This is a genomic window from Christiangramia aquimixticola (assembly GCF_048285835.1).
Taxonomy (GTDB): Bacteria; Bacteroidota; Bacteroidia; order Flavobacteriales; family Flavobacteriaceae; genus Christiangramia; species Christiangramia aquimixticola.
Genome location: NZ_JBLVTL010000003.1, coordinates 219,605 through 234,774 on the forward strand (window position 1 = coordinate 219,605; position 15,170 = coordinate 234,774).

Here is a 15,170-nt window from a genome sequence, read left to right on the forward strand (position 1 = left end):
TGCTGCTTCTTTTGTTGCCCGTGTTAGCCATGGGGCAAACGAAGGTTTCAGGAGGAATCGGGAATTGGCAGGAAATTGGCTGGACCCCAGCCGGTCAGCCTTCAGTGACAGATAATGTAAGAATAGAACATAATGCAGTAACGATTCCTGAAGGTACAACTGTTAAGGTGAATGACCTGGAAATTGGCGATGGAGGAAATCTCATTGTAAATGGCAACCTCATTGTACAGGGAAACCTAGACATGACCAATAATTCAGAAGGATTCAGTATGGGGCCTTCTTCTACCGTTGTGGTTATTGGAAATGTTACCGTAAATAATAAAGTGGATCTTTCGCTTTCGAGCTACCTAATAATCTACGGGAATTTTGAAAGTAAAGGTTCTTCGAAACAGGGAAGCCTTAATATAGACAATGCGAGTATTTACGTATTCGGAGACGTAACGGGCAATGGTTTTCCTGATAATTTTGGATGCACCGAAGAATATTCTGGCACAACCGGTGATGTAAACGAAACCTGTGATTATGGAGATGAGACAGATTATGTAAACAATCAGGAAAATATTCCCCCAGGAATCATTGACCTCTTAAATTGTTATGACCTAACTACAATTAATGATACTAATTCCTGTCCGGGAGGAAATGCGACTTATAGTGTACCTCTCTATAATAATGTGAAATACCAATGGCAGGAAAAAAAATCAACAGCTAATACCTGGACAAATGTTGGAAATGACGCCCCCCAGTTTACTATTTCTAATGTTACTATGGGGATGAGCGGGAATCTATATAGAGTTGTAGTCACGCCTACAGATCCCTTTGAAACCTGCAAGATTTCAATCTCAAGAAAAGTTAGCTTAACGGTAGGTACTACAAATATCTGGAGAGGTGCCACTGATACAAATTGGAATAATGCTTCTAACTGGAGTTGCGGGTCTATTCCAGATCTAACTACAGAGATTCTTATACCCGATGGTCTTCCAAATTATCCTGTAGTAAATACAGGAGCTGCAGCACAGGTTAAAGATATAAGTATGGAAGGAACTGCTAGCTTAGTTATACTTTCTAACGAACTTCAGATTTCCGGAACTATAAACAGTTATGGAAATATAGATGCTACAGCCGGGACCATTATTTTACAGGGAAGCACTATACAGGATATTCCAGCAGGTAGCTTTTTAAATGATAAGATCGGGGATCTTACGATAAATAATCCAGCGGGTGCAGGACTATCTGGACCTCTGGGAATTAGCGGAATTCTCCTATTACAAACAGGAGATTTTACAACTAATTCTAATCTAACTTTACTTTCGGATATCAACCAAACTGCACTCATAGATGGTTCAGGGAATGGAGAAATTGTGGGAGTTGTTACTATGCAAAGATATCTGGATAGCGGATTTGGATATAAGTATTTTAGCACCCCTTTTAATAATACACAGGTTGGGGATTTTTCAGGTTATGTAGATCTTAACAGCACTTTCCCTCATTTTTATTCATACAATGAAGCCAGAGAAAGTTCTACTAATGAAGATGCCTCCGGGTGGACGGTTTATGATACAGCATCCAATGCCCTCAATATTCTTGAAGGATATGCCGTGAATTTTGGAAGTTCTAATGTTCCGGTAACAATTGAATTAACAGGAGAAGTAAATAATGGATCCTATAGCCGAACTTTACAAAACAGTAATGGCACTTTTACTAAAGGATACAATTTAGTGGGTAACCCATATCCCTCACCCATAGATTGGAATGCAGCATCTGGCTGGACAAAACAAAATATAGATGATGCGGTCTATTTTTTCACTGCCAGTGATACAGATGTGTATTCCGGAACCTATACCTCTTTTGTAGGTGGAATCTCAAGTGGATCAGGTTCCGGAGGTTCAATCATCCCCTCAATGCAGGGTTTCTTCGTAAAAGTAAGTGATGGCTTTACAACCGGGAATCTTAGACTCACTAATGAAGTTAGAATTACAGACCTTAGTCAGGGTTTTTATAAACAACGAGAGGAAGAAAAATCTTCTGAAATTCAAAAAACACTAATAAGGCTTAAGGCCGGATTTACTGATTCACCTGATTTTGATGCCGCGGTAATATATTTTTCACCGATTGCAAAACCCGAATTTGAGAAAGACAAAGATGCTCATAAGCTGATGAATACAGATGTAAATGTGCCAAATCTCTATAGTCTGGATACTGAAGGTGAAAAACTTTCTATAAACGGAACATCCTATAACACTGAAAATAGTATTACACGAATTCCATTGGGAATTGAAATAAACCGGGACGGTCAAATGAAGATTCAACTTGCTGAAGTGGAGAATTTCAATTCTAAATTTATATATCTTATCGATAAACAAAACAGAACCGGGCAGGATCTTAGAAAAAATAATGCAATCAGTTTCTATTTGAAGAAAGGAACCTATAATTTCCGTTTTGAACTTTTGCTTTCCAATAAACCAATATCAGATCCAGCCATCGTTTTTATGGATCCTTTTAGTGTTATAGACAAAAAAGGAAGAGTAATGCTCTATCATTATTTTAAAGTACAGGAAAAGGGACAGGTGCAGGTTTTTAATCTGAATGGACAGACACTGGATTTTAGAAGTATTCAGGGTAAAGGTACTATTGAAATTAAAGGAATTAAAAGTTCCGGCCTCTACTTATTTATCCTTAGTACCGGAAAAGAGAGTTATACAAAGAAAGTCCTGATAAAATTATGAAGATCTTAAATAAGATAGTCAGTTGTAAATACAGAAGCTCCCATATTTTAGGCCTTTTTCTCATGCTGGTTACTATTCAGGGTTTTGCACAGGAAAACCCACCAATTCCTATCGATGTTGAAGTTCGTACGGCAAGATTTCTAAATTTTGGAGCATTTATTACAGGGAACTCTACAGGGACCGTTCATGTATCTTATAATAGTACCAGAACTGCAACAGGTGATGTGATCTTGATAAACAGTCCAACTGTAACTTCTGCCCTATTTGATGTTTATGCCTTACCCGGAACCATTATCAATATAGTCCCTGCTGCTAGTACCTTCACATTAACTGGCAGTAACGGCGGCACCATGTATTTAAGTATTGCAGATTTAGATTTTAGCACGGGAACAACATTCATCACACAGGGAAATCCCAATACGCCTAATGAAGTATATGTTGGGGGTACTTTAGAGGTAAGCAGTGTGGATTCTGCAAATCCTCCCGGGAACTATACCGGCACCATTATAATTAATTTCATACAGGAATAAGCCATTTTTATTGATGTCAGGAATACTTCCAAACTTCTTTCATAAGGTAGCTGAATTTAGAACGAAAGAATTAATACTTTTTATTGGAACATTTTTTTTCTGCGGAATATCTCTATATGCACAAGATTATCAAGATTTTGATGAACTTACGGTAGATATCAAAATTCCATCCCTTGGCTCCTATGAAATTCCGATTGCAATAAGAGGTGAACAGGCATATCTTGCTGTAAAACCTTTGCTCGAAACTCTTCGGCTCAAAGTTGAAGAAAATGCAAATGGTAAGATCCTTTCTGGATATATAATTAACCCCGCCAATAATTATTCAATTAACACCATAAATTCTGAGCTAGTAATAAAAGATTCAATTTTTGAATTGAAAGAGGAAGATTATTTGCTAACACCTACTACCCTATATTTAAATGCAGGTTTATTTCAAAAAGTTTTTGGGCTGGAAACCAGTTTCAATTTCAGAAGTCTATCAGTAAATCTTGAAACAGAGCTTGAATTACCTGTGATCAAGCAAATTAGGCTTGAAAGAATGAGGGAAAATATCAAACGGGTGCAGGGGATCAATGAGCCGGATACTATTATTCCCCGCAACTATCCTTTTTTCCGGGCAGGAATGGCCGATTGGGCAGTAATTACAACTCAGCAAACCAATGGGTTAAATGATAACCGTTTTAATCTTGGCCTTGGAACTATGATCGCAGGTGGGGAAACCAACCTGCGGTTAAATTATTCCACCAATCTCCCATTTACCTCCCGTAACCAGTTTTATCAGTGGAAATATGTGAATAATCAAAGCAGGGTATTTAAACAGATTACAGCGGGTAAGATCTTTACAAGATCTACTTCTTCCCTTTTTGCTCCCGTTGTTGGGGTGCAGTTTAGCAACTCACCTGTTATGAATCGAAGATCATTTGGAACCTATAATCTAAGTGATTTTACTGAAGCGAGATGGACAGTAGAACTCTATGTAAATAATGTGCTGGTAGATTACACACAGGCAGATGCATCTGGTTTCTATAGTTTCGACGTGCCTATAATGTATGGAAATACAGCGGTTGGCCTTAGGTTTTATGGGCCTTATGGTGAGGAACGCTCTGAACAGCGCAATATCAATATTCCATATAACTTCATCCCAAAAAATGAATTTGAGTATACCTTAAGCGCAGGAGTCGTTGAGGATGAGGAAAACCGGAGATTTTCCAGATTAAACCTTAATTACGGTCTAAGCAATTCAATTACTGTAGGAGGTGGAGTGGAATACTTAAATGATGTGAGCAGTGGGGAGGTTATGCCATTTATTAATACTTCTGCCATACTTGCTTCAAATCTTCTTTTTTCAGGGGAGTATACCCATGGTGTAAAAGCTGAAGCTTTGCTTAGCTACCGAACGACCTCAAATTTTCAGGTGGACCTTAATTATACCAATTATGAAGAAGACCAAACTGCTATAAATTATAATTATCTGGAGGAAAGAAAGATCACTATCTCCTCTCCACTTCGAACAAAATTTTTTACTGCTTTTTCGCGATTCAGTTTAAATCAGATCGTTTTACCAACCACTAAATTTACTACCGGCCAGTTTCTATTATCCGGTTTGTTATTCGGGGTAAGTACCAATTTAACAACATATGGTATATTTAATGAAAGAGCCTTAAGACCCACAGTATATACCACCTTGTCTCAGACTTACAGGCTGCCTCTTCAGTTCTTGTTTTCTCCGCAAATTCAATATGATTACAGTACCGGGGAGCTTACCAATATGATACTGGAATTTGAAAAACCTCTCTTTAAGAGAGGCTTTTTTAATCTGGGTTATGAAAATAATTTTAGAAGAAATGCCCATACCTTTGAAGTAGGTTTCCGTTACAATTTCAATTTTGCACAAACCTCCTTTACCTCGCGAATTGGTAATAGGAATTCGTCTTTTGTTCAGGCTGCCCAGGGAAGCTTTTTATATGACAGAACTTCCGGACAACTTTCAGCAGTACGTCGAAACAGTGTAGGAAGAGCCGGAGTAAGCATCTATCCTTTTCTGGATCTCAATTATAACGGTAAAAGAGACAAAATGGAACCTGGAGTCCCCGGACTTAGATTTAAGGGGAAACCTGGAAAATTAGACTATAACAAAGATGAAACTGTTTTACGCATTTCAGATCTTCAGCCTTATCGGGAATTGATCCTTGAAATCGATCCATCGAGTTTAGATAATATTGCGTGGAAGATCATGAAACCTACGATTTCTATTGAAACCCTGCCTAACCAGTTCAGAAAGCTGGATATCCCCGTTAGCGTTATGGGAGAAGTTGCCGGAATGGTTTATTTCCAGAGTAATGAAAAGGTAAAAGGCCTTGGCCGAATCATTATAAACATAATAAATGAACACGGTGTAAAAGTCACCAGTTTTCTAAGTGAGGGAGATGGATATTTTAGTTACCTGGGGCTAAAACCCGGGAAATATTCTGCTGTAGTAGATGAAGATCAACTAAACAATCTGGGATATTTTTCTACTCCTGGTAAATTAAATTTTGAGATAGAAGTAACTGAATTCGGTGCTATTGTTGATGACCTGGAATTAATTTTGAAAGTTCAGGAAAAGGTTCAATAGAAGATTTCGGTGATTCTCAATTTTCTTACCTCACCTCCTAAATTAAATTCAACCACCTCCCCTACTTTATAACCGGTAATGGCTCTTGCTATTGGAGCTACAAAAGCTATTTTTTTCTTTTTGATATCGGCTTCATCCACGCCTACGATTTGAAATTCCTGAATTTGTCCGGTACTTTCACTTTTAAGTTTAACCATAGCTCCAAATCTTACTTCATCCTTTGGTTGCTCTCCGGGTTGAAGCACCCGGGAAGAATTAAGCCGTTCTATTAATAATTTGATCTTCCCATCTATAAGACTCTGGGTCCTTCGCTTTTCCGTTTCATTTTCAGCCTTTACAGTAGCTCTTTCCTCCTCCAGCCGCTTAAGCTCCCCATTAAGTTCCTCCAAACCATTTGGCGTGACATAATTGGTAACTCCTTCCGGAATAGCAGCCCGAGGTGGAACCATAAGTGGTTCTTCCTGATCTTCTTCCTTTACAAATCCTCGGCTCATAAATCCTTTATTTTAAGTTAACTGAATAATAATAAACTGTTTCGTACTCTGCTCTTATAGGAATCATAAATATTTCTGAAAACAAAGTTTTCATATCAACTTAAAGTTATTTTTATAAGAACTATTGATCTGTTATGAGTCCGGATATTCTCATCTTATTTGGGATCCTTTTGCTGGTGATCCTGCTGTTTGCCCTGGAAATATTTCCGGTAGATAAGATTGCATTTATTATACTCGGTCTTTTATTATTGACCAATCTGGTAAGCCCCGAAGAGGCGATCTCAGGTTTCTCAAGTCCGGCAACCATAACGGTTTTATCACTTATGATAATAGCCATAGGTCTGGAAGATAACGGGGTAATAGACTGGTTGGCCCAGGGTCTTAAGAAGTTAAGGGGGCTTCCCCTCCTTTTAATGGTTCCCGTATTTATGTTTATTGCCGGAAGTATTTCTGCCTTTATCAATACCACGGCAGTGGTACTTGTATTCGTTAAAATAATCGATGAGTTAACCGAGAAATTCGACATTCCAAATTCCAAACTTCTATTACCGGTTTCATTTGCGGCGATAATAGGTGGAAGTTGCACCCTTATGGGAACTTCTACCAACCTTATAGTTAATGCCGTCGCTGTTCGTAGAGGTGTGGAAAGGTTTGGTTTTTTTGAATTTACCTGGCTGGGCGTGATCTTTATGATCATTACCATTGTAATGGTAAGTGTCATGATAAATTTTCTGCCTAAAAAAAAGAGAACCGATCTTAAAGCTGATTATGACCTGGATGAATTTATTACCAAAGTAATTATTTCTAAAAATTCGGGATTAATTTCCAAGAATATTAAACAGGTATTTGGAACCAACCCGGAGGATATTGAAGTTATTCGCTTAAAACGAAAAGGGATCATCAATGAACACCCGGGTAAATATACTACCGTTAAAGAAGGAGATCAGCTGTTATTGAGATGTAATATCGAACAATTGATCAAGTTAAAAGATTCAGGAGATTTCACGGTAATTAGAAAAACTGAGAATGATTCTACTTCCTCCCCTCTTCAGAATGACGAAATCGATGAAAACATAGAATTGATAGAACTCTTAATGCTGCCAAATTCTCCGCTTATTGGTAAAAGTATAAAAACTGTGGGCTGGTACGATCTGCATGGAGCCTTCCCCTTGGCGATTAGAAAAAGAAGAAGCCTGAGAAATCCCGGAAGGCGGATCTTTGATAAAAAGTCTGATGATATTGAATTAAGAGTTGGTGACCGGCTGTTAGTAGAAGTAACTCCAGCTGTTCTTGACGACTTAAGAAAAATGGATAATGTAAGTATTCTTCAACATTATCAGGATATTAGTATCGCTTCCAAGAATAAACGAAATCTTAGTCTGGGAATTTTACTTTTGGTTATAAGCCTTTCTGCTTTTTCAATTTTCCCCATCCTGAAAAGCGCGATTCTAGGATGTTTTCTAATGATCTTATTTAAATGTATTGATCTTGGGAAAGTTTATTCCCAGGTTAACTGGCAAATTATTTTTTTACTTGCAGGAATGATCCCGATTGGCGTGGCTATGAGTAATACCGGAGCAGATACGTGGTTAGCCCAGAACCTGCTTCAACTGTTTGACGACAAGGCAAACTATATTATTATAGGGTTGTTATTTCTTGTTACCATGTTTCTAAGTGGTTTTATATCCAATAATGCCACCGCTATCATTATAGCACCAATAGCAATTACCATAGCGACAAATCTAAATTTAGATCCTAAACCCTTTATACTTTCTGTTCTCTTTGCTTCAAATTTTAGCTTTTTTACTCCCGTGGGGTATCAAACCAACACTATAATTTATGGAATGGGTATCTATAAATTCAAACACTTCCTTATTATTGGTGGTGTCTTATCGATTATTCTCTGGATCACCGCTACCTTTTTACTTTCGAGCCAGCTTTAAATTGATATTTTTGTGGTAAATACTCGTATGCCTAAACTTCTTATTATTGGTTATGTGTGGCCTGAACCTAATTCGACTGCCGCAGGTTCAAGAATGATGCAACTTATTGAATTTTTTCAGGCCCAACAGTACGAGGTAACTTTTGCTACTACAGCGAAGGAAACCGAAAATATGTTCGATCTGGAATCTATTGGAGTTCAATCCATTCAAATAAAACTTAACGATTCTTCCTTCGATGATTTTGTTAGCGATCTTTCTCCTGAAATAGTAATATTCGATCGGTTTATGACCGAAGAACAATTCGGCTGGAGAGTAGATAAAATGTGTCCAGATGCGCTGAAAATTCTCGATACTGAGGATCTTCATTTTCTTAGAAAAGCCAGGGAACAAGCCTATAAAACTGAGAGTGACCTAACCGAATTGGTATATACTCAGGATATTACCAAAAGAGAGATTGCTGCAATTTACCGATGTGATATTAGTCTTATCATATCTGAAGTTGAAATGGATTATTTAAAAGCCGAATTTAATATTCCTGATTCCATCCTGTTTTATTTACCATTTATGTATGCAGATATCAAACCTGTTCCCGCTTTTGGTAATAGAAACGGATTTATTAGCATAGGTAATTTTTTACATGAGCCAAACTGGAATACAGCCCTGTTCTTAAAAGAAAAGATCTGGCCGGAATTAAGAAAAAAATTGCCAGCTGCCAAAATGAATATTTATGGCGCTTATCCTTCACAAAAGGTCTTCAATCTACATAATGAAAAACAAGGTTTTCTTGTTCATGGAAGAGCTGAAGATTCAAAAGCAGTTATGGAACAGGCAAGAGTTTGTTTGGCACCCATTCAGTTTGGGGCCGGCTTAAAAGGAAAATTAGCTGAAGCTATGATCTGCGGAACACCTTCTGTTACTAGCACTATTGGTAGTGAAGGACTTAATGGAGACATGGAATGGAACGGAAGTATCACCAATGATATTGATGAATTTGTTACTGCAGCTTTTGAGCTTTATACCAATGAAGATTTATGGTATGAAAAACAACAGATGGGTAGTCAAATTATAAAAAAGCGTTTTAATAAGGATTTACATCAGGAAAGGCTGAAACATAAAATTGAAGGAATTCAATCTCAGTTAACTGAACATAGAAAAATGAATTTCACGGGCTCCTTGCTGAAACATCATTTGCATAAAAGCACTTATTATATGTCCAAATTTATTGAAGAAAAGAATAGAAAATAAAAACCGCCGGAAGAGTACGACTCCGTCGACGGTTTCACTACACAAAACCAATTAATCCAAAATCATTTATAAATTAAGCAGATATTAAAACCTGTTCTGTAAAGAGTTTTTCATGCAATTTTTGCAGGGTTTGTACTTTATGTCTGGTATCTACTAACAGGGAAATATTATTACTGCTTCCACCATAGGAGATCATTCGTACCGGAATTTCATTCAGAATTTCAAAGATCTTCGTACTTCCTTTTTCCTCAATAAGGCCCTCTCCTACCACACAAATTATACTATGAGCATGATCAACACTAATTTCTCCATAGGTCTGCAGTTCTGAAACTATTTCATTTAAATTTCGGGTGTCATCTATTGTAAGAGAGATGGCGATCTCTGAAGTGGTTATCATATCTATAGCAGTCTCATATATATCAAAAACTTCAAAAATCTTTTTTAGAAAACCATGAGCCATTAGCATCCGGTTAGATTTAATTTTAATGGCAGTAATATCATCTTTCGCTGAAATTGCTTTTAAACCTTTTTTCTCTACTCCGGAGCTAATGCAGGTACCTGTGGATTCAGGAGTAAAAGTATTTTTGAGATAAACAGGGATATCTTTCCCTATAACCGGAGAAATGGTTTGAGGATGAAGAATTTTAGCTCCAAAATATGCAAGCTCGGCGGCCTCTTCAAAACTCAACTGGGCAACAGGATGCGTATTTTCAACATACCGCGGATCATTGTTATGAAGTCCGCTAATATCTGTCCAGATTTGAATTTCACTGGCATTTACAGCCGCGCCCAGAATAGTGGCCGTAAAATCACTACCTCCTCTTTTTAGAGTGGCAACCTCATTCCTTTCATTCAACCTTACAAAGCCCTGAGTAATATAAATTTGATCATTGGCAGAATCATCCAACTTTTCGGAAATTAACTTTCCAATGTATGCCGTGTCAGGATTTTCAAGGTTATGCACATGCATAAAGTCTTTTGCATCCAATAGAACATTTGATATATTCTCGGCCTTTAAAAATTCACTAAAAATATATGTAAGTAAGCTTTCTCCTGTAGTAAGTATCCTTGATTCAATTTGAACCGACCAGGGCTGGTGGCTCAATTTTTTTATTTCCCCAATTTGATCTTCTACATAACCCCGGGCAATTTCCTGAACTGAAGTATCAGAAATAAGTTCCTCAATTAGTTGAAAATGCTTTCTTCTTAAATCCTCTAAAATTGTTTGAATCTCTTCAAAGCTATTGCCTTTAATTGATTCACAAATCTCCACAAGTTTATTGGTTACTCCAGACATAGCTGATAATACCAAAATTTTAGTGCTTGCTTGGTCCAGAACAATATTTTTCACATTCTGAATGCTCGCAGCAGATCCCACAGATGTACCTCCAAATTTTAAAACCTTCATAGTCAGAATTTCTAATTGCATAATTATCTAATCTTAACAGTTGACTAAAAAATTTATAACATATTATATACATTTGCACAAAATGTATAATATCTAACAATGAAAACAATTACAACAGTTGTCCATGATATAATAAGACATCAACCTTTTCTGGATGATGCCATAGCACGGGATATTATTAATTTTAGTGGGCTCGCAGCGGATATTCATCCTCAGGTGGAGAAGGAAATGAGAAAGTCTGTGAAGCAGGGAAGTATAATTATGGCCTTACGTCGCTATGCGCCAAGCAGAACCAAAGTAAATATGCAAAGTTTACGGGAGCTGGGAGATATTATCGTAAGGTCCGGGATCACCGAATACACCTTCTTAAATTCCAAAACCATTATTGCCAATAAAGCCAGGCTTCTGGAAGCGGTTAAAGATCAAACCGGAGTGTATTTAAACTATTCTAGTAATTATCAGGAAAGCAATATTCTGGTCTCTGATACCCTGACAGATCTGGTAGAGGACGTCTTTAGAAATGAAGTTCGCGTTACTGTAAAAAAAGAATTGTCTTCAATTACCATAGCTCTGCCCAAAAATAGTTCCCAAACGGTGGGATTGTATTTCTATATATTTAAACTACTGGCTTATGAAGGGATTCCCGTATTTGAGATGATCTCAACTTCAAACTATTTTGCCTTATTTTTAGAAAAGGAATATATCAATAAGGCCTTCTTACTTATGAATGAAATTAAAACCTGAATTTCACCAAATTTCATAAACCACTCCGGTGGTAGCAATTAAAGTAAGTATTATGACTATGGCAATGGCGATATAGATCTTTAAGTTGCTTTTCCTGCCCATAGCGCGGTAGTGCTCCTCTACTGAAGCGGGTACCGGATTTTTACGAATTAGCATGTCAAGGGTTTAATTTTGTTTATAGTCTTGTAATATACTAAAAATCAAAATATTATAATATTTCAGATCCCCGTCCTTTCAAAACCCTGAAGTCTTTAGCCCTATCCTCTTTAGATTCAATTGTAATCCTTAACCAATGTTGCCCATTCCATGGTCTTTAAGGTTTTAATCAGGACTGGATCTATTTCCTTTAGAAGTTTGGAGTTTTTTGGAAAGGCATAACTGTAATAATCCTTTTTTAAACTCTGTTCCAGGATCTCCAGCTTTTTACTTAATCCAAGTTCTTCAATTTCATATCTTAAAATAGGCTCATCATAAACAAGCAGGTTCGTTTTCTCATCCACTAAAGCTTCAAGCCCTTCAAATCCATTAGAAACAAGATCGGCTTTAATTCCATACAGATCCAGTAACTCCTGCGAACTGGAATTTTGAACAGTAGTAACCTCAAACCTTTCCAGATCCTGGATGGTATTAATATCTTCATGGATGCTTTTTACGGTAAGAGAAGACGCAATCCCGGCGGTAAAACTGGAAATGATGATAACGGCCATAAACATCCAGATTAATGCAATTAATCTCCCTCCGGTAGTTCGAGGAGATTTGTCACCATATCCCACCGTAGTCATGGTTACCGCACTCCACCAGAATCCCTGCATAATTCCTTTAAGATTACCACCAAACTCTTCTTTATTCTTTTTTCGTTCAAAGATCCAAACCAGGACCCCAAAGATCATAATGACCAAAAGAAGTAAACCTATAATTTGAAAGAATTCCCAGCTGAATAAATTTGAGAGCAATTTTAAAACGGTTGACTCCTTGCGTTTTGCCACACTTGTATGAGATATAAAGTATGGCTGAGAAAATTCCATCCTTTTCATTCGGTTGTCTGTAACCGTAATAGGATTTATGCTGAAATCTACTTCTCCGGTCTCAATTGCTTTTAAAAGGCTTCCAAGATTGTCGTATTCCCTGAATTCATATTCCCTTTGCAATTGATCGTTCACCATCTTCCAGGAAGCAAGACTTAAACCAGTATAACCATGCGTACTCTTCTCTACAAAGGGAGGTGTTGGGGTAATACCAATAACAAGTTTTTTGCTGGCGGGAATTTCCTGATTTACCTCCTGAGCTGTTCCGGAGAAAACCATTAATAAAAAGGATATAAAAATAAATAATATTCGGGGTAAGGGCATTCTATGAATTTTAAACCCCGAAGATACTATAATCCATATTTTTATTGAAATCTCTTTTAATCAGGAATAAAGGAGATGTTTAGTTTCTTACGTCCAAATTTCTCTGCTTTTTCAACATCATTTCCCATGTAAATATCAATACGATGTTTCCAGCGGGAATGCATCTTATCTTTTATATAAAAAACGCCTTCAAAACCTTCAATTTTCACAGGCGAATTATAATCAAACCCCATTTCTAATAGATCTCTGGAAACGGCGATGGCTCTCATCCCGGGTTTAAGCGTATCACCCCAGGCTGTTATTTTTGGATGTTCATTTGTTTGACCACTTACTGAATTATATGCGGTTGCAGTTACGCAGATGGTATTCCACTCAGCTACAGGCTCTTTATTATCTGTAGTGTTGCAAGCCGTTAGGTACAAAAATAGAATTGCAGAAAACATCATATTCCTGAATTTTATAATTAATCTGTACCTAACGCCTTTCCACATGAATTATTATAATGTAAATCCTTCAGGATATTCTCTTTTTACAAATTGATTGGCTTCCTCAAAATTGGTTACCCTCATATTCTCGGCATCCCAGATCATTTTTATATCTCTTCCCGGATAATATATTTGATCGTTCCCTTCTGCATCTTTTCTGGTCTTTTGAATATCATAACCTCTAATGGCCAGATTGGCAACCAATAATGATTCTGTCAATGGCCCGGCAATTTTAAATGGGGAACTAAGCGTTTTCTTGCCATAACCGGCTATAGCAGCCTCCACCCACTGAACATAGTGACCGTCCATGCCATTAGGTACACGTTCATATTTTTTTGGAACATTTACTTCTTCTGTTCTGGAAGTTGGAAGTAGTCGCGGATTCATTCCATAAGTACCGCACATCATTTTTCCTTTGGATCCTATAATGAGAGCTCCGTTTCCTCCATCTCCAAAAGTTTCTTCCGGACCAAGTTCTTCCGGTCGCATTGGTTTTATACCTCCATCCATCCAATGGAGTTTTATATCTTTAGATTCAGCCTTTGCTCCCGCAAAACTCATAATTACATGACTTGATGGCGGACAGCTTTCCGGGAAGTAACCTCGCTGGAATTCATCTACATAAACACTACCCACACTGCATTCTACTGTTTTAGGGTATTTAAGATCCAGCACGGTAAATGGAGGTTCAATTAAATGGCATCCCATATCACCAAGTGCTCCGGTTCCATAATCCCACCAGCCTCTCCAGTTGAACGGTACCAGTCCACCAACGTAATCCTTATACGGCGCTGTTCCCAGCCACAATTTCCAGTCAAGTTCAGTTGGAATGGATGCAGGAGTTTTAGGCCATGGAATTCCCTGTGGCCAAACGGGACGATTAGTCCAAACGTACACTTCTTCAACATCTCCAATTAAACCGGCTTCATACCATTCTTTCATAATTCGAACTCCGTCACCAGAGGCTCCCTGATTTCCCATCTGTGTAACAACTTTATACTTTTCAGCAGCTTCAGTTAACATCCTGGCTTCATAAATATCATGGGTAAGAGGTTTTTGCACATATACATGTTTCCCTCGTTCCATAGCCGCCATAGTTTGGACGGCATGGTTGTGATCTGGAGTTGAAATACTTACGGCATCAAAGTTTTTTGATTCCTTATCAAACATCTCCCGGTAATCTTTATAATATTTAGCTTTTGGGAAATTTGTTCTGGATTGAGCTGCCCTGCGATCATCTACATCACATAAAAAAGCAATTTCGGCTTTTCCCGATTCATAGAAGCTCATTAGGTCACTTGTACCCTTACCCCCTACGCCAATCCCGGCAATAAGTAATTTATCACTTGGTGCTGTAAAGCCCGGACCTCCCAAAACATGTCTGGGAACTATCATAAAGCCTGCGCCTGCAACGCTTGTTTTTTTTAAAAAATCTCTGCGCGTATTGGAAGCTGGTTGGTTTTTGCTGGTTTTCATGTGGAATTATAAGATTAGAAGTGTAAACTTTCTAAAGTTATTCTTTTTGGAATAATAATCCAATTAAATAGAAATATGACAAAGTGCGGGTAAATCGGTTATTGTGTCGCCTTTTTCGGTTTTCGGCAAGGTACTTGCACCTAATACAGCATAAATGGC

The 15,170-nt window shown here is 37.7% G+C and carries 12 protein-coding genes; 6 read left to right on the forward strand and 6 right to left on the reverse strand.

The window, feature by feature from the left end; translation table 11 throughout:
* Positions 1 to 29: 29 nt before the first annotated feature.
* From ACNKXV_RS07920 to ACNKXV_RS07930, 3 genes are read left to right on the forward strand one after another with little or no spacing between them, the layout of a single operon-like run.
* The gene (locus ACNKXV_RS07920; protein ID WP_417907174.1) at positions 30 to 2,723 is read left to right on the forward strand and encodes a T9SS type A sorting domain-containing protein; all 2,694 of its coding nucleotides are present in this window, start codon (positions 30 to 32) and stop codon (positions 2,721 to 2,723) included.
* Positions 2,720 to 3,253 (forward strand): DUF4402 domain-containing protein, encoded by a 534-nt coding sequence (locus ACNKXV_RS07925; protein WP_417907175.1) that lies wholly within the window; start codon positions 2,720 to 2,722, stop codon positions 3,251 to 3,253. Before ACNKXV_RS07920 ends, ACNKXV_RS07925 begins: the two co-directional genes overlap by 4 nt.
* A 13-nt stretch (positions 3,254 to 3,266) precedes the next feature.
* On the forward strand, positions 3,267 to 5,867 hold the full coding sequence (locus ACNKXV_RS07930) for a hypothetical protein (RefSeq protein ID WP_417907176.1): 2,601 nt from the start codon (positions 3,267 to 3,269) through the stop codon (positions 5,865 to 5,867).
* Here ACNKXV_RS07930 and ACNKXV_RS07935 read toward each other — a convergent pair.
* Complete coding sequence (locus tag ACNKXV_RS07935) at positions 5,861 to 6,361, reverse strand: GreA/GreB family elongation factor (protein WP_417907177.1); 501 nt, start codon at positions 6,359 to 6,361, stop codon at positions 5,861 to 5,863. The two genes, ACNKXV_RS07930 and ACNKXV_RS07935, sit on opposite strands and share 7 nt — an antisense overlap.
* A 134-nt stretch (positions 6,362 to 6,495) precedes the next feature.
* Between ACNKXV_RS07935 and ACNKXV_RS07940 the strand changes: the two genes are divergently transcribed.
* Positions 6,496 to 8,304, forward strand: a complete 1,809-nt coding sequence (locus ACNKXV_RS07940) for a sodium:proton antiporter (RefSeq protein WP_417907178.1) — start codon at positions 6,496 to 6,498, stop codon at positions 8,302 to 8,304.
* Between the two features lie 27 nt (positions 8,305 to 8,331).
* Positions 8,332 to 9,549 carry a glycosyltransferase family 4 protein gene (locus ACNKXV_RS07945; RefSeq protein WP_417907179.1) on the forward strand — a complete coding sequence of 406 codons (1,218 nt, stop codon included), beginning with the start codon at positions 8,332 to 8,334 and terminating at the stop codon, positions 9,547 to 9,549.
* Between the two features lie 73 nt (positions 9,550 to 9,622).
* Here ACNKXV_RS07945 and ACNKXV_RS07950 read toward each other — a convergent pair whose 3' ends face one another.
* On the reverse strand, positions 9,623 to 10,957 hold the full coding sequence (locus ACNKXV_RS07950) for an aspartate kinase (RefSeq protein ID WP_417907180.1): 1,335 nt from the start codon (positions 10,955 to 10,957) through the stop codon (positions 9,623 to 9,625).
* A gap of 99 nt (positions 10,958 to 11,056) precedes the next feature.
* Between ACNKXV_RS07950 and ACNKXV_RS07955 the strand changes: the two genes are divergently transcribed.
* Positions 11,057 to 11,701 (forward strand): hypothetical protein, encoded by a 645-nt coding sequence (locus ACNKXV_RS07955; protein ID WP_417907181.1) that lies wholly within the window; start codon positions 11,057 to 11,059, stop codon positions 11,699 to 11,701.
* Positions 11,702 to 11,704: 3 nt separating this feature from the next.
* On the opposite strand, the gene ACNKXV_RS07960 is transcribed toward ACNKXV_RS07955, so the two are convergent.
* From ACNKXV_RS07960 to ACNKXV_RS07975, 4 genes are all read right to left on the reverse strand, one after another.
* Entirely contained in the window at positions 11,705 to 11,857 is a 153-nt protein-coding gene (locus ACNKXV_RS07960; RefSeq protein WP_417907182.1) for a hypothetical protein, read from the reverse strand.
* Positions 11,858 to 11,973: 116 nt separating this feature from the next.
* The gene (locus ACNKXV_RS07965; RefSeq protein WP_417907183.1) at positions 11,974 to 13,050 is read right to left on the reverse strand and encodes a transporter substrate-binding domain-containing protein; all 1,077 of its coding nucleotides are present in this window, start codon (positions 13,048 to 13,050) and stop codon (positions 11,974 to 11,976) included.
* A 56-nt stretch (positions 13,051 to 13,106) separates the two neighbouring features.
* Positions 13,107 to 13,496, reverse strand: coding sequence for a 3D domain-containing protein (locus ACNKXV_RS07970; RefSeq protein WP_417907184.1), 390 nt, complete (start codon positions 13,494 to 13,496; stop codon positions 13,107 to 13,109).
* Between the two features lie 51 nt (positions 13,497 to 13,547).
* Positions 13,548 to 15,011: a Gfo/Idh/MocA family protein gene (locus ACNKXV_RS07975; RefSeq protein WP_417907185.1), complete on the reverse strand. Its 1,464-nt coding sequence runs from the start codon at positions 15,009 to 15,011 to the stop codon at positions 13,548 to 13,550.
* Between the last annotated feature and the right edge of the window lie 159 nt (positions 15,012 to 15,170).